Below are 25,066 nucleotides of genomic sequence, written 5' to 3'. Positions count from 1 at the left end.
GATCGCCACCGTGCCACGATGGGCCCGGAAGCGAGGTGAGAGGGCGCATGGACGACGAGACGCGATTCCGTGAGGCGCTGGCGACCTGGGCGGCGGGCGGACCCGGCGCGGACGGGGCGGCCGCGCGGGCACGGGAACTGGCCGAGGACGTGCGGGCGGTCGTCCTGGTCGAGGGGGACAGCGACCTCGCCGCGCTCGAAGCGCTCGCCGGCCGCCGCGGACGCGACCTCCGGGCGGAGGGCGTCGTGATCGTCCCGCTCGGCGGCGCCACCAACATCGGCCACTTCCTGGACGTCTGCGGCCCACCCGGCCTCGGCCTCCCCCTCGCCGGCCTCTACGACATCGCGGAGGAACGCCACTTCCGACGCCACCTGGAGCGCGTCGGACTCGCGGAGCCGTCGACGGACGCCGGCCTCGACACCCTCGGCTTCCACGTCTGCGTGGCCGACCTGGAGGACGAACTGATCCGCGCCCTCGGGCCCGACGGCGTCAAGGAGGTCATCGAGGCCCAGGGCGAGACCCGCCCCTTCCGCACCTTCGTCAACCAGCCCGCGCAGCGCGAACGCCCGGTCGAGCACCAGCTCCGCCGCTTCCTCGGCACCCACAGCGGCCGCAAGGCCCAGTACGCGCAGGCCCTCGTCGACCACCTCGACCTGGAACGCGTACCGCGCCCGCTGGAACGCCTGCTCGCCCACGTCTGACGCCCCCACGTCTGACGCCCCCACGTCGGACGCCCCCACGCCGGACGCCCCCCACGTCCGACGTCCTCGCTCTCCGGGCTCGCACACCGGGCTCGCGCACCGGGCACGCGCGCTCCCTCGCGAGAGTGGATCCGGGTGGGCCGGTGGGCCCAGTGGGGCATGGCTCGGGGGCCGACCGCGTGCTCCGGTCTGGAGGCTGTGCGCTGCTTGCCCGCACACCCCCCACCGACGGAGGACCGTACGCCCATGACGGACGCAGACGTGAGACCCGTACCCCGGCGCCGAGGGCTGAGAGGCAGGGCGGGGGCGCCGTTCGTGCTCGCCGCCGTACTTGCCCTGACCCTGCCCGGCACGGCCGTGGCGGCCCCCGGCGACCTCGACCCGACCTTCGGGGACGCCGGCCGGGTCGTCACCCCCGTCACGAACTACGCGGAGGGCCACGACATCGCCCGCCAGGCCGACGGCAAGCTCGTCGTGGCCGGCCAGAGCGAGGGTGGATTCACCCTGGCCCGCTACCTCCCGGGCGGCGGGCTCGACCCCGACTTCGACACCGACGGCATCGTGACGAGCGCCTTCGAGGGCGGCTCGCAGTCGGCGAACGCGGTCGCCGTGCAGCCGTCCGACGGGAAGATCGTCGTGGCGGGCACCACCGAGGTCTTCGACCAGGAGGAGGGCAACGGCTGCTGCTTCTTCTCCGTCGCCCGCTACCTCCCCAACGGCGCCCTGGACACCGGGTTCGGCGACGGCGGCCTCGTCCGCGTCCAGGAGTTCGGCGGCTCGGCGGACGGCGCCGACGTCGCCGTCATGAACGACGGCCGGATCGTCGCCGCGGGCAAGGGAGCGGGCGGCGGGTTCGCACTCGTCCGGCTCCTCGGCGACGGCTCCCTCGACCCGAGCCTCGGCGGGGACGGCGCGGTCGTCGCCGGCTTCACGCCCACCTCGCCCCAGGACGGCGGCGGCATCGCCCGGCGCATGGCCCTCCAGCCCGACGGCAAGATCGTCTCGGTCGGCTACGTGGGGAACACCGCGTTCGACATCGGCGTGGCCCGCTACCTCCCCGACGGCAGCCTCGACACCACCTTCAGCAACGACGGCATGGTGACGGCCGACTTCGGCGGCACGGAGTTCGGCAACGCGATCAGCGTGCAGCCCGACGGCAAGATCCTCGCCGCGGGCTCCGGCGGCGCCGGCTTCGCCCTCCTCCGCTACAACGAGAACGGCACCCCCGACGCCGCCTTCGGCACCGGCGGCCGTACCTCCGTCGCCTTCCCCGGCGACGGCGGCCTTCCCTACGCGATGGCGCTCCAGACCAACGGGAAGATCGTCCTCGCGGGCCGCGCCGACGACCCGAACAGCTCGGAGGCCAACGACTTCGGCGTCGCCCGCTTCCACCCCAACGGCACCGTCGACACCGGGTTCGCGGGCGACGGCTTCGCCGTCACCGGCTTCAACGACTTCGACGAGGCCCGCGGGGTCCTCGTCCAGCCCGACGGGAAGATCGTCGCCGCCGGGTACGGAGCCGGCTTCGCCTTCGCGCTCGCCCGCTTCGAGGGCGGCGACGGCCCGGTGCCCCCGGCCCAGACGGCGGACCTCTCGGTCTCCATGAACAGCCCGGTCCCCGTGACCATCGGCGACCGCGCCACCTACACCGTGACGGTCACCAACTCCTCCGCGTCCACCGCCACCGCCGCGGGCGTGACCCTCACGGACACGCTCGCGGGCACCGGCGCCACCGTCACCTCCACCGCCACCACGCAGGGCAGCTGCACCACCACGGCGACCCAGGCCACCTGCGCCATCGGCTCCCTCGCCCCCGGCGCGAGCGCGACCGTCACCCTCACCGGCGAGCCCCGCTCCACCGGCATCCTCACCAGCACGGCCACCGTCACCGGCAGCCCCGCCGACCCGAACTCCGCCAACAACACGACGTCCACGAACACCTCGGTGAACAACGCCCGCGGCTGCACCGTCATCGGCACCTCCGGGGCCGACACCCTCAACGGCGGCTACGCCAACGACGTCGTCTGCGGCCTCGGCGGCAACGACACGATCCGGCCGGGCTACGGCAACGACACCGTCTACGGCAACTTCGGCAACGACAACGTCGACGGCTCCTTCGGCGACGACACGCTCAACGGCGGCCCCGGCAACGACACCCTGAACGGCAGCTACGGCAACGACCGCGTCAACTCCGTCGACTCCGTCAACGGCAACGACACCGCCAACGGCTCCTACGGCACCGACACCTGCTCCACCGACCCGGGCGACATCCGCCTCAGCTGCCCCTGACGCGCTTCAGGGGGAGAGGACGGCGCCCGGCGGAGTCCACCGCCCCGTGCGCGCGGGCCCGTTCGGGACTCCGTACTCCTTCCGCAGGCTCTCCGGGATCGCGTAGTGCATGACCCGCCCCCGGGTCAGCGAGGACAGCTCGAACACCGTCGTCAGATGGCCGAGCCGGTCGAGGGCCCAGGCCCCGAGCGGTGAGCTGTCCTCGATCGACTCCAGGACGCCGAGCAGATGGGGCACGATCCGGACGATCGTGTCCCATCCGCCGCTCGGCACCTCCAGCCAGTCCGCGCCGGTGTCCCCGACGAGGTAGCGGATCAGGGCGGGCACGATCGGGTCGAGGAGCGTGCCGGGGACGACCTCCTCGTACAGGTCGATCAGCTGCCGCGTGAGACGGACGCCCTCGGGCGACGGGCCCATGTGCCGGATCATGTACAGGTCGAGGAACGCGCGGGCCTCCTCCAGGGTCGCCGGGACGGCGTCCTGGTCGACGCCGAGCATCGCCCCGACGACCCGCCAGGCGTAGTAGTACGCCTCCGCGCCCTCCGTCGACATGTGGATGCCGAGCCGGTGCAGGCTGTCGAGCACGAGCAGCGAGAAGAACATCTGCCCGCCGATCATGTCCTCCTGACAGATCGGCACCCCCAGTGCCGCCCGGTCCCAGCGGTTCTCGCGCGTGAGGTGGTGGCGGATGGAGGCGTGCAGCAGCCGGACCTTCTGCGCGGCGGGGATGAAACGGCTCCCGGCCTCGAACGCGTCCGGCCGCATCAGGTACACCGTGAACTGGCCCGTCGCCGCCATGCGCGTGGACGGGTAGTCCAGCCCGTGCGTCGCCGACAGGAGCTTCGCCACGTGCGGGACGAGATAGCAGGCCGGCATCGACGCGAACGACAGGGCCGTCGCGACGTGCACGTTGTTGTCGACGAAGAACAGCCGCGCCCGCTCCATCTCCTCCCAGTCGACCCACGACGGCGGGGCGCTCGTCGCCGCCAGGTACTCCCGGGCGACCTCGGGCAGCCCGTCCGGCAGCGGGGCGCCGACCACGGACACGTACCGCATGAGCGTGTTGAAGGTGCCCGTGTCGCCCCGGTCGAAGAGGGCGGCGACGGTGGCGTCGGCGAGCTCGTCGCCACTGCGGCGCAGGGCGTTCATGGATGCCTCGGTGTACGGCATGGCGATCTTCCTCGTGGTCTTCCGGAGCGGGAACGGGAGCGGGGAGCGGGGGCGTGCGTCGTCGGGGGCGTACGTCAGGAGAGGCGGACCGTCGCCGAGTGCGCGAGCTCCCGGAGGGCCGCGGCGGCGGGCACGGGCACGTCGAGCTCGTGGAGCGCCCCGAGCGCCTCCTCGACCCGGGCGGCGATCATCCGCTCGACGCGGTCCGGCGCCTTCAGCCGCCGCATCAGGGTCCTCACGGCCTCCAGACCGGCCGCGTCCAGGTCGTCGGCGCGGCCGAGCAGCGCGCGGAGCTCCTCGCGCTCCCCGGGCCCCGCGAGGCGCCAGGTCTCGGCGAGGAGGGCCGTGGGCCGGTGGCCCCGCACGTCGTCGGCGTCGGACTTGCCCGTACGGCGGGACTCGCCGAACAGGCCGAGCAGGTCGTCCCGCAGCTGGAAGGCCTCGCCGAGCGGCAGCCCGTACCCGCGGAAGCCCTCGCGGAGCCGCTCCCCGGCGCCGGCGAGCGCGCCGCCGATCAACAGGGGCTGCTCGACCGTGTACTTGGCCGTCTTGTAGCGGATCACCTTCAGCGAGGCCGCCGTGTCGGGGACGGCACCCGTGTGCAGCACCTCCAGGCACTCCCCGGCGATCAGGTCGCGCGCGAGGAGCGCCCACAGGGGGCGGGCCCGGGCGAGGTAGGCGGCGGGCAGGCCGCTCGTCGCGAACAGCTGCCCGGCGAGCGACATCAGCAGGTCGCCGACGAGGAGCGCGAGCGAGCGCGCGGCCTCCTCGGGGCGGGGATGGTCCGGTACGGCGCTCCGCAGGGCGACGTGCGCGGTGGCCCGGCCGTGCCGCAGCGGACTGTCGTCGATGAGGTCGTCGTGGACGACCGCGGCGGCGTGCACCAGCTCCATCGACGCCGCCGCCCGCACCAGCGCCTCGCTGTCCGGCTGCCGCGCCGCGCGCCAGCCCCAGTAGCAGAAGGCGGCCCGCAGCCGCTTGCCCGCCGCGACGGCCGTCTCCACCTGCCCGGCCACGGGACCGAGGGCGGGGTCGACCGCGGCCAGCTGGTCGGCCTCGTCGGCGACGAAGCGGTGCAGCACCTCGTCCACCCGGGCGCGGAAGGCGGCCTGCTCCCAGCCCTCAGCCACCGTCGGCCATCCGCCGCGCCTTCACGTGCCGGGCGAGGACCTCCAGGTGCGCCGGCGGCACGGAGGCGTACCGGTCGAGCACGAGCCGCCCGCGCGCGGCGAGTTCCCGCTCGGCCTCCGCCGCCAGCTCCGCCCCGTCCTGCCGCCGCGCGAACCCGCGCACCACGTCGAACGCCGATCCGACCGCGCTGACGGCCACGTCCGCGAGCCCCGCCGCCAGCAGCACCGCCTTCTCCCCGGGCCGCGCCCCGCGCCCCGCCTCCCCGCTCGTCCCCACGACACCCTCTCCGCACGCACGCGTTGTCGCGACGCGGGTCGGGCGTCGCCTCCGCGAGGATCCCGGTCCGGCGATCATCGCGGCGGCTGAATTCACGAACGAGTGATCACCCGTGAGGGTGAAACGGTGAGAAGGCCGGAGCCGCGCCTCCCAGGGCGTGGGCGGCCGCACGCCCGTCGTCCCGGCTACGCCACGGGTGCCGACGGCTCGGGCCAGCGGCGGCGGTCGGGCACCAGCCTGCGCAGGACCCACAGACCGGTGCGGAGCCGCCAGTCGGCGGGGGCGCGGATCTCGGAGATGAGCGCGCCGGTGCTCCTCCCGATCGAGGCGGCGGCCTCCTCGGCGGCGCCCGGGTCGAGGAGTCTGTCGCAGTTGAACCAGGCCAGTCCCCGCGTGACCCGGATGCCGTAGTTGCTCAGCAGCTCGTCATTGCGGGTGAACAGCCTGTCCCAGGACTCCAGGCCGACGATGTACCGGGCGGCGAGGTCGTCCTGGACCGTGTCGATGCACGAGGCGAGGACCTCGTTCATGCGGTGGAAGTCCGCGATCCGGCCCCTGTTGCCCGTCGCCGGCGTCATCTGCCGCAGGGCGTGCGGCAGGTCGTAGGACATGTGGGCCATCATCGAGAAGAGGACGTCCTCCAGGAGGTAGGAGCGCCGTACGCTCGCGGCGGCGACGACGTCACGCCACGGGAGGGGGATGGAGTCCGGCATGTCCTCGGCCCGCACTTCGCCCGTGGCGCCGGCCGGCCGTCCCGCCTGCCACGCGTCGATGCCGTCCATCGCGTCGAAGTAGGCCGCCGCGAGCGTCTCGCACAGTTCGGCGACCCAGAGGGGGTCGCCGAACGCGGGCTCGCCCGTCCCCAGCCCCGTGGCGAGCGACGTTGTGAGCCGGTAGTAGGTGTAGGCGAAGGCCGCCCGTGGATCGCGTGCCGTGTCGTACTGCCTGACCCGCTCGGCGAGCAGGGCGGCGACCGCGGTGACCTTCTCGGCGGGGAGCGTGTACTCGGCGGTCATGAGGGGCGTGTCCCTGCCGTCCGCTAGGCCGTCTTGCCCATGAAGCGGGTGTCCTCGGTCGCCCTGCCCCAGTCGCACAGGAGCTCGGCGACGAGGTGCTTGCGGTCTTCGGAGACCTGGTAGTCGGCGGTCCAGTCGGCTCCCAGCAGGGGCATCTGGTAAGTGGCGGCCATCCCGCCGTCGCGGATCTGCGCGGTGTAGGTGAACCTCCGCGTGAGCAGATGCGGCACGGGGCCGAGCTGCTCGTTCCCGTGGATCGTGACGCCGACGCCGTCCTTGTGGAGCACGTACTGCTCCTTGAGGAGGTACAGGGTCACACCGAACTTGGAGATCCTGACCACGTTGTCGGCCCGGCCGAACTCGCCCACCTCCGGCCTCGCCACGATCGTCGAGGACTGCCGCGGCACGCCGGTGACCGCCTCCACGGTGTGCATGGAGACCACGAGCAGTTTGTTCACCAGCCCGATGCGGCTGCGCAGGAAGCGGCGCCAGTCGGTGACGCGGAAGGAGGCCGTCCCCCGCCAGAGGCCGGTCCCGATGTCGAAGTAGTAGACGTGATTGGGCGCGTTCTCCGTGGTCACGCCGGGTACGGTAGCACTACGCTCCGTGATTGAGTGCGAGGTCGGCGGCCTCCCACGCGGCGCTGTCACCCCGTGGGGTGTAGCGCCGCAGCTGCTGGGTCCCGGCGACGAGCCCGCGCATGGCGGCGAGGTCGCCGACGAGTCCCGCGGTGCGGGCCTGGACGAGGACGTTGCCGAGGGCCGTGGCCTCGGCCGGGCCCGCGACGACGGGCAGACCGGTGGCGTCGGCGGTGAGTTGGCAGAGGAGCTCGTTGCGGGAGCCGCCGCCCACGAGGTGGACACGGGTGATCTCGCGGTCGGCGAGCTCGGCGGCCCGGCGCAGGGTGCGGCGGTGGGCGAGGGCGAGGCTCTCCAGGACGCAGCGGACGGTCGCGCCCTGGCCGGTGGGCGGCCGCCGGCCGGCGCGGGCGCAGAACTCCCGTATCCGGGCGGGCATGTCACCGGGCGCCAGGAACTCGGGGGCGTCGGGATCGACCAGCGCCGCGAACGGCTCGGCGCGGGCCGCCTCGGCGAGCAGCGTCGGGAGGTGGCTGGGCAGGTTCTGCCGGTCCCACGTGCGGCGGCACTCCTCCAGGAGCCACAGGCCCATGATGTTGCGCAGGTAGCGGATCGTGCCGTCGACACCGCGCTCGTTGGTGAAGTTGGCGGCCCGGGAGGCCTCGCTCAGGACCGGGGCGTCGAGTTCGAGTCCGGCGAGCGACCACGTGCCGCAGGAGATGTACGCGAAGCCGGGCTCGGTCGCGGGGACGGCCACGACCGCCGAGGCGGTGTCGTGCGAGGCGACCGTCGTCACCGGCGTGCGGGGGTCGAGCCCGGTGTACGCGGCGACGTGGGGGAGCAGGACCCCGGCCGGGTCGCCGGGGGCGCGGAGCGCGGGGAGCAGGGAGGGGGCGAGGGCGAGGCGGTCCAGCACGGTCTGCGACCAGGTGCCGGTGCGGGTGTCGAGGAGGCCGGTCGTGGAGGCGTTGGTCTCCTCGGCGCCGATCGTGCCCGTCAGCCAGTGGACGAGGAGGTCCGGGACGAGGAGCAGGGTGCGCGCGGCGTCCCGCTGGACGGAGCCCGCGGCGGCGGCGAGCTGGAAGACCGTGTTGAAGGGGAGGTGCTGGAGGCCGGTGATCCCGTACAGCTCCTCGGGGCCGATCTCCGTCCAGACCCGCTCGGGCACTCCCTCGGTGCGGCTGTCGCGGTAGTGGAACGGGTGGCCGAGGAGGGCCCCGTCGGCGTCGAGGAGACCGTAGTCCACGGCCCAGGTGTCGACGCCGACGGAGGCGACACCGCCGGACGGGCGGCCCGCCTCGCGCAGCCCGTCCAGGACGCCCTGGAAGAGGGACAGGACGTCCCAGCGCAGCCCGTCCGGCAGCCGGACGGGGGTGTTGGGGAAGCGGTGGACCTCGGTCAGGTCGAGCCGGTCCGGGCCGACCCGTCCGAGGATCACGCGTCCGCTGGTGGCGCCGAGATCGACCGCGGCGAAGGAAGACGGGTTCGTGGTCATGCGGGGTACCTCCGTGCGCTGCGGTCGGTGCGGGTCGGTGCGGGTCGGTGCGGATGGGTGTGGGTCGGGGGGCCGGGGGCCTCGGCGTCAGCGGAGGAAGGCCGCCGCCACGCCCGCGTCCACCGGGACGTGCAGCCCGGTGGTGTGCGTGAGGTCCCCGCCGGTGAGGGCGAAGACCGCGTTCGCCACGTGCTCGGGGAGCACCTCCCGCTTGAGCAGGGTCCGCTGGGCGTAGAACTCGCCGAGCCTCTCCTCCTCGATGCCGTACGTCGCGGCCCGCTGCGCCCCCCATCCCGCGGCGAAGATCCCGGAACCGCGCACGACCCCGTCCGGGTTCACGCCGTTGACGCGGATGCCGTGCTCGCCCAGCTCGGCGGCGAGCAGCCGGACCTGGTGCGCCTGGTCCGCCTTGGTCGCCGAGTACGCGATGTTGTTCGGACCCGCGAAGACGGCGTTCTTCGACGCGATGTACACGATGTCGCCGCCGAGCCCCTGTTCGGTCATGACCCGGGCTGCCTCGCGGGAGACGAGGAAGGAGCCGCGGGCCATGATGGCGTGCTGGAGGTCCCAGTCCCGCGCCGTCGTCTCCAGGAGCGGCTTGGAGATCGAGATGCCCGCGTTGTTCACGACGAGGTCGACGCCGCCGAAGGCGAGGACGGCCTCACGGAACGCGGCGGCGATCTGCTCCTCGGAGGTGACGTCGACGGTGACCGCCACCGCCCTGTCCGGCCCGCCCAGCTCCTCCGCCACGGCGGCGGCGTTGTCGCCGTCCAGGTCGGCGACGACGACGCACGCGCCCTCGGCGACGAGCCGGTGCGCGATGGCCCTGCCGATGCCCGACCCGGCCCCGGTGACCAGGGCGACGCGGGTCGCGAGCGGCTTCGGCGCGGGCATGCGCCGCAGCTTGGCCTCCTCCAGCTCCCAGTACTCGATGCGGAACTTCTCCGACTCCTCGATCGGCGCGTACGCCGACACCGCCTCGGCGCCCCGCATGACGTTGATCGCGTTGACGTAGAACTCGCCCGCGACCCGCGCGGTCTGCTTGTCCTTGCCGAAGGAGAACATGCCGACGCCGGGGACCAGCACGATCGCCGGGTCCGCGCCGCGCATCGCGGGGGAGTCGGCGCCCGCGTGCCGGTGGTAGTAGGCCGCGTACTCCTCCCGGTACGCCGTGTGCAGCTCCTTGAGCCGGGCCACCGCCTCGGCGAGCGGCGCGTCGGCCGGCAGGTCGAGGACGAGCGGCCTGACCTTGGTGCGCAGGAAGTGGTCCGGGCAGGACGTGCCGAGCGCCGCGAGCCGCGGGTGCTCGGCCCGCGCGACGAAGTCGAGGACCACGTCGGCGTCGGTGAAGTGGCCGACCTGGGGGCGGTCCTGGGAGGCCAGCGCCCGGACGTACGGGGCGAGGGCGGCGGCCCGCTCCCGGCGCGCCGCGTCGGGCAGCGGCGCGTACCCGTCGACGACGGGCCCGAAGGGTTCCGGGCGGCCGCGCTCGGCGAGGAAGGCCTCGGCGGTCCGGATGATGTGCAGCGCGTTGCGCTCGCACTCCTCCGAGGTGTCGCCCCACGCGGTGATGCCGTGCCCGCCGAGCACACAGCCGACGGCCCGCGGGTGCGCGGCCCTGACGGCGGCGATGTCCAGGCCGAGCTGGAAGCCGGGGCGGCGCCAGGGGACCCAGACGACGGTGTCGCCGAAGCACGCGGCGGTCAGCTTCTCGCCGTCGGCGGCGCACGCGAGCGCGATGCCGGAGTCCGGGTGCAGGTGGTCGACGTGCGCCGCCTCGACGAGCCCGTGCATGGCGGTGTCGATGGACGGGGCCGCACCCCCCTTCCCGTACAGGCAGTGGTCGAACGCGGCGACCATCTCGTCCTCGCGCTCCACGCCCGGATAGACGGCCGTGAGCGCGCGGAGCCGGTCGAGACGGAGGACGGCGAGCCCGTCCTCGGTGAGGGTGCCGAGGTCGCCGCCCGACCCCTTGACCCAGAGCAGGTCCACGTCCTGCCCGGTCACGGGGTCGGTGGCGGAGCCCTTGGCGGAGGTGTTGCCGCCGGCGTAGTTGGTGTTGCGGGGGTCGGCGCCGAGCCGGCGGGAGCGGGCGAGCAGTGCTTCGGTGGCGGGGTGGAGGCTCATGGTGAGGGTTCCTCTGGCGGGGTCGGTGCGGGTCGGTGCGGACGGGCACGGGACGTACGGGCGCGTGGGGCTGTCCGTGCGGGTCAGGCGCCCCAGCCGGCCTGCTCGCCGCCGACCCGCTCGGCCGCGATCCGCTCCTGCCGGCCGGAGGCGGCGTAGGCGGCGACCGGGTCGGGGTGCAGGCCCCGCTCCTCGCGCACCTCGCGGAGCAGCGGGCGGACGTCGGTGTTGTAGGCGTCCATGAGGACGGCGTTGGCGGCGAGGACGTCACCGGCGCGCTGGGCGGCGACGAGCGCGTCGAGGTCGACGAGCAGCGCCTTGGCGGTGGCTTCCTGGACGTTCATGACCGAGCGGATGACGGCCGGGACCTTCGCCTCGATGTTGTGGCACTGGTCGAGCATGAACGCCACGTCCGCGACGGGGTCGAGACCGCCGTTCTTCGCGACCTCGTGCATGATCCGGAAGAGCTGGAAGGGGTCTGCCGACCCGACCATCAGGTCGTCGTCGGCGTAGAACCGCGAGTTGAAGTCGAAGCCGCCGAGCTTCCCCTGCCGCAGGAGGAAGGCGACGATGAACTCGATGTTGGTGCCGGGCGCGTGGTGCCCCGTGTCCACGACGACCTGCGCCTTCGGGCCGAGCTGGAGGCAGTGGGCGTACGAGGTGCCCCAGTCGGGCACGTCGGTCGTGTAGAACGACGGCTCGAACAGTTTGTACTCCAGGAGCATCCGCTGCCCCTCGCCGAGCCGCTCGTACACCTCGGCGAGGGCGTCGGCCAGCCGGTCCTGACGGGCCACGACGTCGTCCTGGCCGGGGTAGTTGGTGCCGTCGGCGAACCACAGCTTGAGGTCGGCCGACCCGGTGGCGTCCATGATGTCGACGCACTCCAGGAGGTGGTCGACGGCCTTGCGCCGCACCGCCGCGTCCGGGTGGCAGACGCTGCCGAGCCGGTAGTCGTCGTCCTGGAAGGTGTTGGAGTTGACCGCGCCGAGCTCGAGACCGCGCTCCTTCGCGTGCGCGGCGAGCGCCGCGTAGTCGTCGACCCGGTCCCAGGGGATGTGGAGCGACACCTTGGGCGCGACACCGGTGAACGCGTGCACCTGGGCGGCGTCGTCGAGCTTCTCGTAAGGGTTCCGGGGCACGCCCGGCTGCGCGAACACCTTGAAGCGCGTCCCGGAGTTCCCGTACCCCCAGGAGGGCGTCTCGATGCGCTGTGCGGCGAGCGCGGCCTTGACGGCGGCGATGGCTGGCATGATCACCTCTGAACGACGAATGTGAATCGATTCATTTCGTGAGGGAAGCTAGCTGCGGGGTGATTGGTCGTCAAGGGGCTGCAGCGCTGAAACATTTCAGACAGCATCGCCGTGGGGGGAGCGGCGCAGCCGCGGTGCGCGGGACCGCCCCGCTGAGACGGCACGGCACGACGGGGCCGCACTCACGTAGCCTCCCCTCCCGGGAGCCCGGCGCCGCACAGCGGGCGGGCCGGCCCCTGCCCGGATTCACAGGAGGATGCGCATGTTCAAGGTCAACGAGTACTTCGACGGCACGGTCACGTCGATCGCGTTCGAGGGGAGCGAGGGCCCGGCCACGGTCGGCGTCATGGCGGCCGGGGAGTACGAGTTCGGCACCGGGAAGCGCGAGATCATGCACGTCGTGACCGGTGCCCTCACGGTCAGGCTTCCCGGCGCCGGGAACTGGGAGACGTTCGGGGGCGGCGAGAGCTTCGAGGTTCCCGCCGACAGCACGTTCCAGCTCAGGGTGGAGTCCGACACCGCCTACCTCTGCGAGTACCGGGACTGAGAAGCGCCCGCCTCCTCCCCCGAGAGGGTGGGACGGCGGGCGCAGGCGGACGGGGCGGACGGTCCGGTCTCAGTAGCGGAGCAGCCCCGCGTCGATCCGCTCCCAGGCCGCCCGCAGTTCGGAGAGCCGGGCCTGCTCGAACGGTGCCCGGTCCGCCTGCTCGCGGGAGTCGGCGGACAGGTCGAAGAGCTGGTCGCGGCCGGACTTGCCCCGGTAGTACTTCCAGTCGCCGCGGCGCAGCGCCCGCTCGCCGCGGACCCGCCAGAACAGGTCCCGTTCGGCCACCTCGGCGTCGCGCAGCAGGTGGCCGGCGAGACTGGTGCCGTCGAGGGGGTACGCCGGGTGGGGGCGGGCCCCGGCGAGTTCGAGGAGCGTCGCCGTCCAGTCGGGCGAGAACACCGGCAGGTCGCTGACCTGGCCGCCGTCGATCCTGGCCGGCCAGCGCAGGATCGACGGCACGCGGATGCCGCCCTCCTGGAGCGAGCCCTTGTTGCCGGCGAGCGGCCAGTTGTACGAGAACCGCTCGCCGCCGTTGTCGCTGCCGAAGAAGACGAGGGTGTCCCGCTCCTGACCCGAGCGCTTGAGCGCCTTGAGGACCTGGCCGATCGACCGGTCGAGGTCCTCGACCATCTCCTTGTACTTCTCCACGGAGCCGCCGTCCTGGTGCCAGAGGGCCGAGCGGTCGCCGGCCTTGATGCGGCGGACGACCTCGTCGCTCGCCTCCGTGTCGCCGTCGGCGATCCAGGGCCAGTGCGGGGTGGTGAAGTTCAGGTTGAGCAGCCACGGCCTGTCGTGGTCGCGGGCGATGTAGTCGCCGGCCCTCTCGGTGAGGATCCTGGTGTAGTAGCGCAGGTCCTTGTACTCGGCGTCGCCCTCGTAGAGGTCGTACTCGCCGCCCAGCCCGAGCTTGGAGTAGTACTCCAGGGCCCCGCCGAAGTTGCCGAAGAACTCGTCCCATCCGGACCTGGTGGGTGAGTGGTCCGGCAGGTAGCCGCAGTGCCACTTGCCGATGAGCGCGGTCGCGTACCCGGAATCGCGGAGGAGCGAGGCGAGCGTCGGGTGCGTGGGCTCGAGACCGACGGACTTGTCGGCGATCGGCTCGGCGAGACCGCCCTTCGTGCGGCCCGGATAGCGGCCGGTGTAGAGGCTGAAACGGGTGGGGGAGCAGGTCGCGGAGCCGGAGTAGGCGTCGGTGAAGCGGACGCCCTCACGGGCGAGGCGGTCCAGGTGCGGGGTGCGTATGTGCGGGGAGCCGTACGAGGAGAGGTCGGCCCAGCCGAGGTCGTCGCCCAGGATGAAGAGGATGTTGGGCCGCCGGGAGTGGCGGCTCGGGCGGGCGGCGCGGAACGGACGCTCCCGCGCGTCGGTCGCGGTGACCGCCTGCGCGGCGGGCGCCGCGCTGCCGAGGGCGGCCGCGGCGGCGGCTCCGGCGGCGACCCCGCCGAGGGCGCGGCGGGACAGGGGCGTGGACATGGGGAACTCCAGACGGGCGTGCGTACGGTGAGGGCATGCCTCCGGGGCCCGGCGCGGGACGGGACGGCACCACGGGCGGGGCGTGCGGAGGGGCGCGGGAACGCGGCGGGCGAGCGGAGCCGGCCGCGGTCAGCGACAGACCGCGCTCGCGACGCGGACGAGATCCACGTGGCGGCGCTGGACGAGGGTGACCGAGCGGTCACGGCCGGGCTGCATGAGGCAGGAGTCTCGCCGCACCGGAATCGGACCGTCAACGGCAAACGGCCTCGTGACACGGGTTGTTCGTACGCGTGCAACAGTCACGGAGGGCCCGGCGCGAAAGTCCCGGGACCTCGCCGCGGTCGGCTGTTAGCCTGGGCGTATGGGTGTGATCCACTACTTCTTCCTCTGATCCGGGTACCGGCCCGGCCGCCGTCGCGGCCGTCCGCCGGTTTCGTGTGCCCTCCCTCCACGAAATCCCGCGAATCCACCCGAGGAAACACCCATGCGCGAACGCGCCCAACTCTCCCTGCGCGACGTCGGCGTCGCTTTCGCGGACCGCCGCGTCCTCGACCAGGTCTCGTTCACCGTCCGCCCCGGCGAGAAGGCCGTGGTCGTCGGCGAGAACGGATCCGGCAAGTCCACCCTGCTCCGGCTGCTCGACGGAGGCCTCGTCCCCGACGGGGGCGAGGTCCTGGTCCGCTTCCCGGGCGCGGTCGCCCGGCTGGCCCAGACGCTCCCGGAGACGTACCCGGTCGGCCCGGACGACACCGTCCGCCATGCCGTCGATCTCGCCCTCGCCGAGATCCGCTCGATGGAGGCCGAGCTGAGGGCCGCGGAAGAGCGGCTCGGCGAGGCGGGGGCCGAGGAGCTCACCGCGTACGGCGCACTCCTCGACCGCTTCGAGGAGCGCGGCGGCTACCGCGCCGACGCCGGGGCCGCCGCCGCCCTGGAGGCGCTCGGACTCGGTCACGTCACCGCCGACCGGCCGCTCGCCACCCTGTCCGGCGGCGAACAGGCCCGGCTCGCACTCGCCTGCGTCCTCTCCTCCGGCGCCGAGCTGCTGCTGCTCGACGAGCCGACCAACCACCTCGACCGCGACGCCGTCGACTGGCTGCGGGCACGGCTGGCCGCGCACCGGGGCACGGCGCTCGTCGTCACCCACGACCGCGCCTTCCTCACCGGCTTCGCCACCACGGTCCTGGAAGTCGACCGCGACCGGCGGACGGTCCTGCGGTACGGGGACGGCTGGGACGGCTACCGGTCGGCGAAGGCCGCCGCGCGCCGCCGGCAGACGCAGGAGCACCTGGAGTGGCGCGAGGAGGTCACCCGTACCGAGGAACTGGTCGCGGCGGCGGGGAAGCGGCTCGCGGTGACGGGCGGGGATCCGCGCCAGGGCTTCGGCAAGCACCGCCGCTCCAGCGAGAACAAGCTCTCGGGGCAGGTACGGACCGCGCGCCGCCGCCTGGAGGAGCTGCTGCGCGATCCGGTGGCCGCGCCACCGGACCCGCTGCGCTTCGGCGGGCGGTTCGCCGGGGGCGGCGGGGAGGCGCCCGAGGGCCCGCTCGTGGAGCTCGCGGGCGTGACCGTCGGCGACCGGCTCGCCGTGGACGGGCTCCGGATCGGGGCGGGGGAGCGGCTCCTCGTCTCCGGCCCCAACGGGGCGGGGAAGACGACGCTGCTGCGCCTCATCGCCGGTGAACTCGCCCCGGACGCCGGGGTGGTGCGCAGGACGGGCCGTGTCGGGCACCTCGCGCAGGAGCTTCCGCACGTTCCCACCCGCCGGACGGCCCTGGCGGTGTGGGCCCAGGGGCGGCCCGGTCTCCCCGAGGACCACGCCGGCGAGCTGCTCGCCCTCGGGCTGCTGCGGGAGGAGGACCTGACCGTGCCGGTGGCTTCGCTCTCCGCAGGGCAGCGGCGACGCCTCGAACTCGCCCTGCTGGTCTCCCGACCGGCCGACCTCCTGGTGCTGGACGAGCCCACCAACCACCTCGCGCCGGCACTGGTGGAGGAGCTGGAAGCGGCGGTCGCCGCGTTCCCCGGTGCCGTGGTCGCGGTCTCGCACGACCGCGAGTTCCGCACCCGTTTCTCCGGCCGCCGCCTGGAACTGTCCGGAGGAAGAGTGGTCGCCTGAATCGCCGCATCGGGGTCCGCCGGGCCGGTGGCTGTCCAGGACGCCGGCCCGGCGGGGGTCCTCAGGCGGCCGGTGTGACGGCCCGGGGGACGTGGAGGGGTGCGGCGGTCGCCGCGACGACCTGTTCGGTGGTGACGCCCGGGGCGAGTTCGACGAGGACGAAGCCGCGCGGGGTGACGTCGACGACCGCGAGGTCGGTGATGACGCGGTGGACGACGGCCCGGCCGGTCAGCGGGAGGTCGCAGGTCTCCACGAGCTTGGGGCTGCCGTCCTTCGCGGTGTGTTCCATGAGGACGACGACCCGGCCCGCGCCGTGGACGAGGTCCATGGCTCCGCCCATGCCCTTGACCATCTTGCCGGGGATCATCCAGTTGGCGAGGTCCCCGGAGGACGCGACCTGCATCGCGCCCAGGACCGCGGTGTCGATGTGGCCGCCGCGGATCATGCCGAAGGACAGGGCCGAGTCGAAGAAGGAGGCGCCGGGCAGGGTGGTGACGGTCTCCTTGCCGGCGTTGACGAGGTCGGCGTCGAGTTCGTCCTCGGTGGGGTAGGGGCCGACGCCGAGGATGCCGTTCTCGGACTGGAGGACGACCTCGACGCCGGGCGGCAGGTGGTTGGGGATGAGGGTGGGGAGGCCGATGCCGAGGTTGACGTAGCTGCCGTCGGTCAGTTCCCGGGCGGCGCGGGCCGCCATCTGCTCACGGGTGAGAGCCATCTCAGGCGCCTCCTTCCTGTCGTGCTTCCGCTTCCCGTCGTACGGTCCGGCGCTCGATGCGCCGTTCGGCGGCGGGGTCGCCGGGGGCGACCCTGACCACGCGCTGGACGAAGACGCCGGGCAGGTGGACCTCGTCGGGGTCGAGTTCGCCCGGCTCGACGAGGTGGTCGACCTCCGCGACGGTGATCTTCCCGGCCATCGCCGCGAGCGGGTTGAAGTTGCGTGCCGAGGAGCGGAAGACGAGGTTGCCGTGGCGGTCGCCGATGGTCGCGCGGACGAGCGCGAAGTCCGTCGTGATGCCCTCCTCCAGGAGGTACGGGCGGCCGCCGAAGTCCCGTGTCTCCTTGGGCGGCGAGGCCACCGCGACCGAGCCGTCGGCGGCGTAGCGCCAGGGCAGTCCCCCGTCGCCGACCTGGGTGCCTGTCCCGGCGGGGGTGTAGAAGGCGGGGATCCCGGCGCCGCCGGCGCGCAGGCGCTCGGCGAGCGTGCCCTGCGGCACGAGTTCGACCTCCAGCTCGCCGCTCAGGTACTGCCGGGCGAACTCCTTGTTCTCACCGACGTACGAGCTCGTCATCCGGGAGATCTGACCGGCGGCGAGCAGCAGCCCGAGGCCCCAGTCGTCGACGCCGCAGTTGTTCGAGACGATGCCGAGGCCCTGCGTCCCGCGCTGCCACAGCGCGTCGATCAGCGTGCCCGGTATGCCGCACAGCCCGAAGCCGCCCACCGCGAGGGTGGAGCCGTCCGCGATGTCGGCCACCGCCTCCGCGGCGCTCGCGACTGTCTTGTCCAGACCCATACGGTCCCTTTCCCTCGGGCAGCCGTGCTGCGTCGACCGTGCTGGTCGGAGCCGGTGCCAGTACGTCCGATGGGCAGCGAGCCTAGGCAGGCGGGGGAGGGGCAACCATGGCTGTCATCCACATACCGATGGGGGTGGAGGTGGTGATCACCACCTCCACCCCCATCAGCCGGAAGGGGGCGTGCGTCAGGCCGTGCAGCCGGAGTCCGCGAGGACGTAGTAGCCCGGCGAGGTCTGCTTCAGGGTGTGCGTGGTGAAGGTGTTCCAGAGCCCCATGGCCGCCCCGGAGCCGGTCGCGTAGGTGTAGCCGCCGCTCTGGTACGCCCGTCCGGCGGCCACGTGGTCGTAGTTGCTGGACGTGTGGCAGGTGACGGTGTGGCCGGTTCCCGTGGTCGTCGCGGTGACGGCGGCCGAGACCGCGCCCCGCGTCCCGGAGGCGTCCACGGCCGCGACGGTGTAGGCGTACGCCGTCCCGGCGGTCAGCCCGGTGTCGGTGTGGCCGGTCGTGGTCGACGAGCCCACCTTCGTACCGGTGCGGAGGACGTCGTACGAGGCGGCGCCGGGGACGGCGGTCCAGGAGAGGGATGCGCTGCTCCCCGTGACGCCGGTGACCGCGAGGCCGGCGGGGGCGGGCAGGGTTCCGGGGGCCGGGGTGTCACCGCCGCCGTCGAGGCCCCAGAAGCGGGCGGTGTGGTAGCTGGAGCAGATGGTGTCGAGGTAGTACGTGCCGGTGGTGCCGCACTGCTCGGGGCCGCTGCCCGGGTCGACGGCGAGGCCGTGCGGCATGCCCGGGATCGAGTAGACCTGGACGGCGGTCCTGCCGCCGGCGTCGTCGTAGCTGGTGAGGGTGGTGCCCCCGCCGAGGGTCTCGGTGCGGGTCGGCGTCTGGCCGATGCCCCAGACGTCCGTCCACTGGTCGCGCAGCTCGGTGGCGTTGGCGGGCTTCACGGTGGTGTCGGCGGTGCCCTGCCAGATCGCGACCCGCGGCCAGGCGGTCGTGCCGGAGGGCGCGGCCGAGCGGACGAGCGCTCCCCACTGGGCGGGCGTCCTGTTCGGCGGGCTGTACATGCAGGTGTACGCGGAGGAGACGCTCGTCGCGCAGGAGGCGGGGAGCCCGGAGTCGACGGAGCCGCCGGCGAAGACGTCCGGATACGCGGCGAGCATGTTGGCCGTCATCCCGCCGCCGGCCGAGAGGCCGGTGATGTAGACGCGCCGGGAGTCGCTCCCGTACCGGGCGACGGCCGCGTCGACCATCTGCTTCACGGACAGCGCCTCGCCCTGGCCGCGCGTGCTGTCGCCCGGCTCGAACCAGTTGAAGCAGGAGTTGGCGTTGTTCGCGCTGCTGGTCTGGGGAAGGACGAGCGCGAAGTCGTACCGGTCGGCGAAGGTGGGCCAGCCGGAGTTCGCGTAGTAGTCGCCCGCGCTCTGCGTGCAGCCGTGCAGGGCGACGACGAGCGGGGCGCCGGAGGGCAGGCCCTCGGGCGCGTACGTGTACATGGACAGGTTGCCGGGGTTGGAACCGAAGCCGGTGACCTGCGTGAGCCCGGCGGCCGAGGCCTGCGGGCCCACGGCCAGCAGACCGGCGGAGAGGGCGAGGGCGCCGACGGCGGCGGTGGCCCAGCGCCGGATGCCGGCGGTGTGGCGGGAGAAGGGCTGTCCCATGACGACTGCCTCCTGAGGGGGATGGGGGAACGCCCCGAAGGGCGGTGCCGTGCATCATCGAGTCGCCCGGGACGGCGTTGACATGGGCGGGACAGCCAGGGTTCGCGGAGAGCTCGTGTGACGGGAATCCATGGCCACGGCAGGGCCGGACTGGCTAGGGACCTTCTGACAAGAGGGTTACCGGCCAAGGGGCGGTGCAGGGGAACGCGTACCGACCTCATAGAGATCACCACCACCCCCAAGTGCCGGATTATGGTCGTCGCCCACATGGGACGAGCAGGTGGTCCTCCCTAGCGTTTCCGACCATGACGCACACAACTCCCCAGCCCACGCCCCTTCCGCCGCCCGGCGGGGCGCTCGACCTCGGCGGTCGTACGGCTCTGGTCACCGGCGCCGGCAGCGGCATCGGCAAGGCCTGCGCGATCGCCCTCGCGCGGTCCGGGGCCGTCGTCCACGTCGTCGACCGGGACGCCGAGGCCGCCAAGGCCGTCGCGGAGCTCACCGGCGGCGAGGCCCACGTGGTCGACCTGGCGGACGGGACGGCCGTCGGAGGCCTCCCGACGGAGGTCGACATCCTCGTCAACAACGCCGGACTCCAGCACGTGGCACCGCTCACCGAGTTCCCGCCGGAGCGCTTCGAACTGATCCAGAAGGTGATGGTCACCGCGCCGTTCCTGCTGATGCGCCACACCCTGCCCCACATGTACGCGGGGGGCTGGGGCCGGATCGTCAACGTCTCCAGCGTCCACGGGCTGCGGGCCAGCGCCTACAAGTCCGCCTACGTCGCGGCCAAGCACGCCCTGGAGGGCCTGAGCAAGGTCGCCGCGGTCGAGGGCGCCCCGCACGGCGTCACCAGCAACTGCGTCAACCCCGGGTACGTCCGCACCCCCCTCGTCGAGGGGCAGGTGCGCGACCAGGCCGCCGCCCACGGCATCAGCGAGGGCGACGTCCTGTCCCACGTCATGCTGGCCCGCTCGCCCGTCAAGCGCCTCCTCGAATCCGAGGAGGTCGCCGCCGCCGTCCTCTGGCTCTGCGGCCCCCACTCCGGCTGTCTCAGCGGCGCGTCCCTGCCCATGGACGGCGGCTGGACGGCGACCTGAGGCAGGCGGAGTCGGGCCGTGAACGCGCGCGTTCACGGCCCTTCCCGGACTCCCCGCGCCCGCTCAGACCTGGTAGCGGTCCGGCGCGAAGAGGCCGAGGTGCCCGGCGATCCACTCCGACGTGCGGCGCAGCCCCTCGGGGAGCGCGACGCGCGGCTCCCAGCCGGCCCACTCGCGGGCGCGGGAGTTGTCGGAGACGAGCCGTTCGACCTCGCTGCCCGCGGGCCGCCGCCGGGCCGGGTCGGTGACGATCCGCGCCTCGCGGCCCGAGGCCTCCACCAGGGCCCGCGCGAGGTCGCCGACGGAGATCTCGCGGCCGGTGCCGAGGTTCACCACGTGCCCGAGCGCCCGGTCGGACTCGGCCACCGCGAGGAAGCCCTCGGCGGTGTCGGTGACGTACGTGAAGTCACGGGTCGGGGTCAGCGACCCGAGTTTGATCTCCCGCGCGCCGGAGTGCAGTTGGGCGAGGATCGTGGGGATGACCGCCCGGGCGGACTGGCGCGGACCGTACGTGTTGAAGGGCCGCACCACCGTCACGGGCAGCTCGAAGGCGTGGTGGAACGAGAGCGCCATCATGTCCGCGCCGATCTTCGAGGCCGAGTACGGCGACTGCGGCTGGAGCGGGTGGCCCTCCGCGATCGGGACGGTGAGGGCCGAGCCGTACACCTCGCTCGTGGAGGTGTGGACGAGCCGCCGCACGCCGTGCCGGCGGCACGCCTCGGCGACGTTCTCCGTGCCGGTCACGTTCGTCTGCACGTACGCGCCGGGGGACACGTAGCTGTACGGGATGCCGATCAGCGCCGCGAGGTGGAAGACCGTGTCGCACCCGGCCACGGCGTCGTCCACCCGCCCAGGGTCACGGACGTCCCCCGCCCACATCTCGACCCGGTCGTCATCCAGGTAGCGGGCCAGGTACCCCTTCTCCGCGTACGGCTTGTAGTGGACGAATGCGCGGACGCGGGCACCCCGGGCGACGAGCAGGTCGATCAGCGTCGAGCCGATGAACCCCTCACCGCCGGTGACGAGGACGGTCCTGCCCCGCCACGCGGAGGCGGCATCGGGCGAAGGGGTGTGTGCGGTGGTCATATCTGCTCCCGTGCGGTGGTGAAGGACGTGGGCCGCGGATCGGCGGAAGGAAGGGGACGGAGCCGCGGGCGTCCGGCGAGGCGCAGCACCTCGGCGGCGAGCAGGTCGGCGGCGTGGGCGTGCGGCCCGGGCGGCGCCGCCGCGGCCATGGCGGCGAGCCGCGCGGGCTCGTCGAGCAGCGGGGCGACGATCGCCGCGAGACGGTCGGCCGTCGCCTCGGCGTCGGGCACCAGGACCCCGGCGCCCGCGTCCGTGAGCACCCGGGCGTTGTGCGTCTGGTGGTCGCCGGGCGCGTGCGGGTAGGGCACGAGGACGGCGGGGACGCCGGTGGCGGCCAGCTCGGCGACCGTCGCGGAACCGGCCCGGCACACCAGCAGATCGGCCGCGGCGTACGCGTCGGCCATCCGGTCCAGGTACGGGACCGCGAGCGCGACCCGCTCCCCGCCGCCCCTGCCCAGCCGCAGGCGGGCGTCGGCGAGCGCAGCGGGCCCGGTCTTCACGACGAGGTGGACGTCGTCCCGGCCGCTCCACCGCTCCGCGAGCTCCAGCGCGGCCTCGGTGAGCCGGGTGGCGCCGAGGCTGCCGCCGTTGACGACGACCAGCCGCCGCCCCTCGGGCACCCCGAGCCGCCGCCGCGCCGCCGCGCGGCGGGCCTCGCGGGCCGGCGAGCGCGCGGGAAGGGCGGCGAGCTCGGCGATCTCGGCCGCGACGGGCATCCCGGTGGTGAGCGCGTTCTGCCCGCCGTGCAGATGCGAGCGGGCCGGGTCGAAGGCGACCGCGACGTGCGGGGTGAGCCGGGCCGCGAACCGGTTGGCGCGGCCCGGCACGGCGTTCGACTCGTGGATGAGGGCGGGCAGCCCGGCCAGACGCGCGCCGAGCACGGCGGGCGCGCTCGGGTAGCCGCCCATGCCCACGACCACCTCGGCCCCCTGGGCGCGCGCGATCTCCCGCGCCTGCCCCGCCGACCTCAGCAGGTCGGCCGGGAGGAGGAAGCGGCGCGCCCCGAGACCGGGATCGAACGGGATCATGTCGACGAGGTGCAGGGGGTATCCGGCGCCGGGGATCAGCCGTCCCTCCAGGCCCCGTGCGGTCCCGATGAAGGAGATCGCGGCCTCGGGGTCCGCACGGCGCAGCGCGTCGGCGAGGGCGAGACCGGGGTAGATGTGCCCGCCGGTGCCGCCCGCGCCGATGACCACGGAGAGCGGACGGGTTCGTCGTGTGTCCATGCCCGTACTCTCACGACGTGCCCTAAGAACGTTCTAAGAGAGGGTTCGAGACGCTTTGGCATGATGCGGGGCATGGAACCGAAGGCGTACCGCGTGCTCGTGGCCGACGACGAACCCGAGGTCCGGGCCGCCGTCGAGGACGGACTGACCATCGAGGGATACGAGGTCCGGGGCGTCCCGGACGGGCTTGCCACCCTGAGCGAGGTGGCGCTCTGGGAGCCGGACGCGGTCGTCCTCGACGTGATGATGCCCGGCCTCGACGGCCTCGCCGTCTGCAGGCGCCTCCGCGCAGCCGGCGACCGCACCCCCGTCCTCGTCCTCACCGCCCGGGACTCGGTCAGCGAGCGGATCGACGGTCTCGACGCCGGAGCCGACGACTACCTCGTGAAGCCCTTCGCGCTCGACGAACTCCTCGCCCGCGTGAGGGCGCTGCTGCGCCGCGCCGCCCCCGCGCCCGACGAGGGGACGGAGCCCGGGGTCCTCGTGCACGAGGACCTGGTCCTCGACCCCGCGACCCGCACCGGGCGGCGGGGCGAACGCCCCCTGGAGTTCAGCCGCACCGAGGCGTCCCTCCTGGAACTCCTCATGCGCCACCCCGGCCAGGTGCTGCCCCGCGAGCTCGTCCTCGAACTCGTCTGGGGCCGCGACTTCGGCCCGGAGTCCAACTCGCTCGCCGTGTACGTGGGCTATCTGCGCCGCAAGCTGGAGGCGGGCGGCGAACCCCGGCTCGTCCACACCGTGCACGGGGTCGGCTACCGGCTGGGCCCGGCATGACGGCCGCGTCCTCCGCGCCCGGTCGCCAGGACACCGGCGCCCGCCGGCGCCCCGGCGCCCGTCGCCGACGCACGCACCCCTTCCGCACCCGCCCCCTGCGTACCCGCATGGCCCTCGCGGCCACCGCCGCGGTGGCCGTCGTCGCCGTCGGGATGTCCCTCGCGGCCTTCCTGATCGTCCGGGCCCAGCTCAACGACCAGCTCCAGCTGAACCTGACCCAGTACGCGAGGCTCGTCGCCCAGCGCAACCAGGGCGCCGGCCCCGGTGTCATCGCGGGGGAGTGCCGCTTCCTCGCCGCACCCGGCTGCGCCCAGGTCGTGCCCGCCGATCCGCGCGACGACCCGGAGGACCCGTACGTCCTGCCCGTCACCGACGCCGCCCGCGCCGTGGCGGCCGGGCGACGCGCGCCGTACTACACCGACGTCACCGTCGACGGTCACCCCGCCCGGATGCTGACGACCGACTTCGCCCGCGGCCGCGCCCTGCAGGTGGCGCTGCGTTCGGACACGGTGGAGCGGGGCGTCGCGCAGGTCGCCCGGCTCCTCGCCCTCGCCGCCGCCGCGGGCGTGGTCACCGCCGGATTCCTCGGCTCCTGGGTCGCCCGCACCGGACTCGCCCCGGTCGCCCGGCTGACCGCCACCGCCGAGCAGATCGCCGCGACCCGCGACCCCCGCCACCGCATCGGACCGCCGCCCGGGCGCGAGGGCGCCCCCAAGGACGAGATCGCGCGTCTCGCGGCCAGTTTCGACGTCATGCTCGACGAGCTGGAGAAGTCGGTCACGGCACGGCGCCGCCTCGTCGCGGACGCCTCGCACGAACTCCGTACGCCCCTGACCGCACTGCGCACCAACGCCGAACTGCTCGCCCGCGCGGACCGGCTGTCGCCGAGCCAGCGCGAGCGCGCGTCGGCGGCGGTGCGGAGGCTCCTGCGCGAGGTGAACGGGCTGGTCGCCGACCTGATCGAGCTCGCCAGGGACGAGGAACCGCAGCCGCTCCTCGAACAGGTCGCGGTGGCCCCGCTCCTCGACCACACGGTGGCCACCGCCCGAGACCACTGGCCCGGGGTGCCCTTCGACGTGCGGATCACGGGGGCGCCGGTCGTGCCGGGCGTCCCGGCCCGGCTGACCAGGCTCGTCGGCAACCTCCTGGACAACGCGGCGAAGTTCAGCCCGCCGGGACTGCCGGTGGAGGTCGGCCTCGGCCCGTACGAGCTGACGGTGCGCGACCACGGGCCGGGCATCGCGGCGGAGGACCTGCCCTACGTCTTCGACCGCTTCTACCGCGCGACGACGGCCCGCGCCCTGCCCGGCTCCGGCCTCGGCCTGGCCATGGCCCTCCAGATCGCCCGGGCCCACGGCGCCACCCTGACAGCCGAGCGGGCCCCGGGCGGCGGCGCCCTGTTCCGGCTCACGTTCCCGTCGGACGAGGAGGCCGTGACCTGAGACATGGTGAAAGCCCTCACTCTTCGATATCGAACTGTGGTGGCCCACCACATACGCCTGTGACGTGCTCATTTCTACGGTGTGGCGCAAAGACATCGT

At 73.7% G+C, this 25,066-nt stretch carries 22 protein-coding genes; 7 read left to right on the top strand and 15 right to left on the bottom strand.

Annotation, left to right across the window (positions count from 1 at the left end):
• The first annotated feature begins 47 nt into the window (after positions 1 to 47).
• Positions 48 to 701, top strand: a complete 654-nt coding sequence (locus AB0G79_RS10685) for an ATP-dependent endonuclease (RefSeq protein ID WP_360803455.1) — start codon at positions 48 to 50, stop codon at positions 699 to 701.
• Positions 702 to 1,016: 315 nt separating this feature from the next.
• Positions 1,017 to 2,990, top strand: coding sequence for a calcium-binding protein (locus tag AB0G79_RS10680; RefSeq protein WP_360803452.1), 1,974 nt, complete (start codon positions 1,017 to 1,019; stop codon positions 2,988 to 2,990).
• A gap of 6 nt (positions 2,991 to 2,996) precedes the next feature.
• Here AB0G79_RS10680 and AB0G79_RS10675 read toward each other — a convergent pair whose 3' ends face one another.
• The 8 genes from AB0G79_RS10675 to rhaI all read right to left on the bottom strand — a co-directional run bounded on the left by AB0G79_RS10675 (position 2,997) and on the right by rhaI (position 12,033).
• The gene (locus AB0G79_RS10675; RefSeq protein WP_360803449.1) at positions 2,997 to 4,160 is read right to left on the bottom strand and encodes an oxygenase MpaB family protein; all 1,164 of its coding nucleotides are present in this window, start codon (positions 4,158 to 4,160) and stop codon (positions 2,997 to 2,999) included.
• Between the two features lie 74 nt (positions 4,161 to 4,234).
• Complete coding sequence (locus AB0G79_RS10670) at positions 4,235 to 5,290, bottom strand: polyprenyl synthetase family protein (RefSeq protein ID WP_360803446.1); 1,056 nt, start codon at positions 5,288 to 5,290, stop codon at positions 4,235 to 4,237.
• Positions 5,283 to 5,567: a polyprenyl synthetase gene (locus tag AB0G79_RS10665; protein ID WP_360803443.1), complete on the bottom strand. Its 285-nt coding sequence runs from the start codon at positions 5,565 to 5,567 to the stop codon at positions 5,283 to 5,285. The genes AB0G79_RS10670 and AB0G79_RS10665 overlap by 8 nt, the downstream gene beginning before the upstream one ends.
• A 185-nt stretch (positions 5,568 to 5,752) precedes the next feature.
• Positions 5,753 to 6,583: a DUF5995 family protein gene (locus tag AB0G79_RS10660; protein ID WP_360803440.1), complete on the bottom strand. Its 831-nt coding sequence runs from the start codon at positions 6,581 to 6,583 to the stop codon at positions 5,753 to 5,755.
• 23 nt (positions 6,584 to 6,606) lie between these two features.
• Positions 6,607 to 7,164: a hypothetical protein gene (locus tag AB0G79_RS10655; protein ID WP_360803437.1), complete on the bottom strand. Its 558-nt coding sequence runs from the start codon at positions 7,162 to 7,164 to the stop codon at positions 6,607 to 6,609.
• Positions 7,165 to 7,180: 16 nt separating this feature from the next.
• Entirely contained in the window at positions 7,181 to 8,656 is a 1,476-nt protein-coding gene (locus tag AB0G79_RS10650) for an FGGY-family carbohydrate kinase (protein ID WP_360803434.1), read from the bottom strand.
• 87 nt (positions 8,657 to 8,743) lie between these two features.
• Positions 8,744 to 10,783: a bifunctional aldolase/short-chain dehydrogenase gene (locus AB0G79_RS10645; RefSeq protein WP_360803431.1), complete on the bottom strand. Its 2,040-nt coding sequence runs from the start codon at positions 10,781 to 10,783 to the stop codon at positions 8,744 to 8,746.
• 83 nt (positions 10,784 to 10,866) lie between these two features.
• On the bottom strand, positions 10,867 to 12,033 hold the full coding sequence (gene rhaI / locus AB0G79_RS10640; protein ID WP_360803428.1) for an L-rhamnose isomerase: 1,167 nt from the start codon (positions 12,031 to 12,033) through the stop codon (positions 10,867 to 10,869).
• Positions 12,034 to 12,295: 262 nt separating this feature from the next.
• Here rhaI and AB0G79_RS10635 point away from each other — a divergent pair, with 262 nt between their 5' ends.
• The gene (locus AB0G79_RS10635) at positions 12,296 to 12,580 is read left to right on the top strand and encodes a pyrimidine/purine nucleoside phosphorylase (RefSeq protein ID WP_360803425.1); all 285 of its coding nucleotides are present in this window, start codon (positions 12,296 to 12,298) and stop codon (positions 12,578 to 12,580) included.
• 69 nt (positions 12,581 to 12,649) lie between these two features.
• On the opposite strand, the gene AB0G79_RS10630 is transcribed toward AB0G79_RS10635, so the two are convergent.
• Together AB0G79_RS10630 and AB0G79_RS10625 are read right to left on the bottom strand one after the other, a co-directional pair.
• Positions 12,650 to 14,053: a sulfatase-like hydrolase/transferase gene (locus AB0G79_RS10630; protein ID WP_360803423.1), complete on the bottom strand. Its 1,404-nt coding sequence runs from the start codon at positions 14,051 to 14,053 to the stop codon at positions 12,650 to 12,652.
• Positions 14,054 to 14,182: 129 nt separating this feature from the next.
• On the bottom strand, positions 14,183 to 14,269 hold the full coding sequence (locus AB0G79_RS10625; protein WP_360804281.1) for a putative leader peptide: 87 nt from the start codon (positions 14,267 to 14,269) through the stop codon (positions 14,183 to 14,185).
• A gap of 268 nt (positions 14,270 to 14,537) precedes the next feature.
• Here AB0G79_RS10625 and AB0G79_RS10620 point away from each other — a divergent pair, with 268 nt between their 5' ends.
• Entirely contained in the window at positions 14,538 to 16,166 is a 1,629-nt protein-coding gene (locus AB0G79_RS10620; RefSeq protein ID WP_360803420.1) for an ABC-F family ATP-binding cassette domain-containing protein, read from the top strand.
• A gap of 61 nt (positions 16,167 to 16,227) precedes the next feature.
• Here the strand turns inward: AB0G79_RS10620 and AB0G79_RS10615 are convergent, their stop codons facing one another.
• The 3 genes from AB0G79_RS10615 to AB0G79_RS10605 form a co-directional block, all read right to left on the bottom strand.
• Positions 16,228 to 16,881: a CoA transferase subunit B gene (locus tag AB0G79_RS10615; RefSeq protein WP_360803417.1), complete on the bottom strand. Its 654-nt coding sequence runs from the start codon at positions 16,879 to 16,881 to the stop codon at positions 16,228 to 16,230.
• A 1-nt stretch (position 16,882) separates the two neighbouring features.
• A complete protein-coding gene (locus AB0G79_RS10610) occupies positions 16,883 to 17,677 on the bottom strand; it encodes a CoA transferase subunit A (RefSeq protein ID WP_360803414.1) in 795 nt (264 codons plus the stop codon).
• 186 nt (positions 17,678 to 17,863) lie between these two features.
• Positions 17,864 to 19,339 (bottom strand): PHB depolymerase family esterase, encoded by a 1,476-nt coding sequence (locus tag AB0G79_RS10605; RefSeq protein ID WP_360803411.1) that lies wholly within the window; start codon positions 19,337 to 19,339, stop codon positions 17,864 to 17,866.
• 305 nt (positions 19,340 to 19,644) lie between these two features.
• On the opposite strand from AB0G79_RS10605, the gene AB0G79_RS10600 reads away from it, so the two are divergent.
• Entirely contained in the window at positions 19,645 to 20,439 is a 795-nt protein-coding gene (locus tag AB0G79_RS10600; RefSeq protein WP_360803408.1) for a 3-hydroxybutyrate dehydrogenase, read from the top strand.
• A gap of 63 nt (positions 20,440 to 20,502) precedes the next feature.
• Here AB0G79_RS10600 and AB0G79_RS10595 read toward each other — a convergent pair whose 3' ends face one another.
• Both AB0G79_RS10595 and AB0G79_RS10590 read right to left on the bottom strand, forming a co-directional pair.
• Positions 20,503 to 21,525, bottom strand: coding sequence for an SDR family NAD(P)-dependent oxidoreductase (locus AB0G79_RS10595; RefSeq protein ID WP_360803405.1), 1,023 nt, complete (start codon positions 21,523 to 21,525; stop codon positions 20,503 to 20,505).
• On the bottom strand, positions 21,522 to 22,751 hold the full coding sequence (locus AB0G79_RS10590) for a UDP-N-acetylglucosamine--N-acetylmuramyl-(pentapeptide) pyrophosphoryl-undecaprenol N-acetylglucosamine transferase (protein ID WP_360803402.1): 1,230 nt from the start codon (positions 22,749 to 22,751) through the stop codon (positions 21,522 to 21,524). The genes AB0G79_RS10595 and AB0G79_RS10590 overlap by 4 nt, the downstream gene beginning before the upstream one ends.
• Positions 22,752 to 22,823: 72 nt before the next feature.
• Here AB0G79_RS10590 and AB0G79_RS10585 point away from each other — a divergent pair, with 72 nt between their 5' ends.
• Positions 22,824 to 23,525 carry a response regulator transcription factor gene (locus AB0G79_RS10585; protein ID WP_360803399.1) on the top strand — a complete coding sequence of 234 codons (702 nt, stop codon included), beginning with the start codon at positions 22,824 to 22,826 and terminating at the stop codon, positions 23,523 to 23,525.
• Positions 23,526 to 23,632: 107 nt separating this feature from the next.
• Entirely contained in the window at positions 23,633 to 24,967 is a 1,335-nt protein-coding gene (locus AB0G79_RS10580) for a HAMP domain-containing sensor histidine kinase (RefSeq protein ID WP_360804278.1), read from the top strand.
• Positions 24,968 to 25,066: the final 99 nt, after the last annotated feature.

The organism is Streptomyces sp. NPDC020807, from assembly GCF_040641575.1.
Taxonomy (GTDB): domain Bacteria; phylum Actinomycetota; class Actinomycetes; order Streptomycetales; family Streptomycetaceae; genus Streptomyces.
The sequence above is the reverse complement of the archived record's forward strand: the minus strand, read 5'-3'. Positions and strand labels throughout refer to the sequence as shown.

Excerpts from the sequence above, each read along its gene's own strand:
- AB0G79_RS10685 (WP_360803455.1), top strand. The coding sequence starts at position 48 with ATGGACGACGAGACGCGATTCCGTGAGGCGCTGGCGACCTGGGCGGCG.
- AB0G79_RS10675 (WP_360803449.1), bottom strand. The coding sequence starts at position 4,160 with ATGCCGTACACCGAGGCATCCATGAACGCCCTGCGCCGCAGTGGCGAC.
- AB0G79_RS10660 (WP_360803440.1), bottom strand. The coding sequence starts at position 6,583 with ATGACCGCCGAGTACACGCTCCCCGCCGAGAAGGTCACCGCGGTCGCC.
- AB0G79_RS10650 (WP_360803434.1), bottom strand. The coding sequence starts at position 8,656 with ATGACCACGAACCCGTCTTCCTTCGCCGCGGTCGATCTCGGCGCCACC.
- AB0G79_RS10645 (WP_360803431.1), bottom strand. The coding sequence starts at position 10,783 with ATGAGCCTCCACCCCGCCACCGAAGCACTGCTCGCCCGCTCCCGCCGG.
- rhaI (WP_360803428.1), bottom strand. The coding sequence starts at position 12,033 with ATGCCAGCCATCGCCGCCGTCAAGGCCGCGCTCGCCGCACAGCGCATC.
- AB0G79_RS10635 (WP_360803425.1), top strand. The coding sequence starts at position 12,296 with ATGTTCAAGGTCAACGAGTACTTCGACGGCACGGTCACGTCGATCGCG.
- AB0G79_RS10630 (WP_360803423.1), bottom strand. The coding sequence starts at position 14,053 with ATGTCCACGCCCCTGTCCCGCCGCGCCCTCGGCGGGGTCGCCGCCGGA.
- AB0G79_RS10625 (WP_360804281.1), bottom strand. The coding sequence starts at position 14,269 with ATGCAGCCCGGCCGTGACCGCTCGGTCACCCTCGTCCAGCGCCGCCAC.
- AB0G79_RS10620 (WP_360803420.1), top strand. The coding sequence starts at position 14,538 with ATGCGCGAACGCGCCCAACTCTCCCTGCGCGACGTCGGCGTCGCTTTC.
- AB0G79_RS10615 (WP_360803417.1), bottom strand. The coding sequence starts at position 16,881 with ATGGCTCTCACCCGTGAGCAGATGGCGGCCCGCGCCGCCCGGGAACTG.
- AB0G79_RS10610 (WP_360803414.1), bottom strand. The coding sequence starts at position 17,677 with ATGGGTCTGGACAAGACAGTCGCGAGCGCCGCGGAGGCGGTGGCCGAC.
- AB0G79_RS10605 (WP_360803411.1), bottom strand. The coding sequence starts at position 19,339 with ATGGGACAGCCCTTCTCCCGCCACACCGCCGGCATCCGGCGCTGGGCC.
- AB0G79_RS10600 (WP_360803408.1), top strand. The coding sequence starts at position 19,645 with ATGACGCACACAACTCCCCAGCCCACGCCCCTTCCGCCGCCCGGCGGG.
- AB0G79_RS10595 (WP_360803405.1), bottom strand. The coding sequence starts at position 21,525 with ATGACCACCGCACACACCCCTTCGCCCGATGCCGCCTCCGCGTGGCGG.
- AB0G79_RS10590 (WP_360803402.1), bottom strand. The coding sequence starts at position 22,751 with ATGGACACACGACGAACCCGTCCGCTCTCCGTGGTCATCGGCGCGGGC.
- AB0G79_RS10585 (WP_360803399.1), top strand. The coding sequence starts at position 22,824 with ATGGAACCGAAGGCGTACCGCGTGCTCGTGGCCGACGACGAACCCGAG.
- AB0G79_RS10580 (WP_360804278.1), top strand. The coding sequence starts at position 23,633 with ATGGCCCTCGCGGCCACCGCCGCGGTGGCCGTCGTCGCCGTCGGGATG.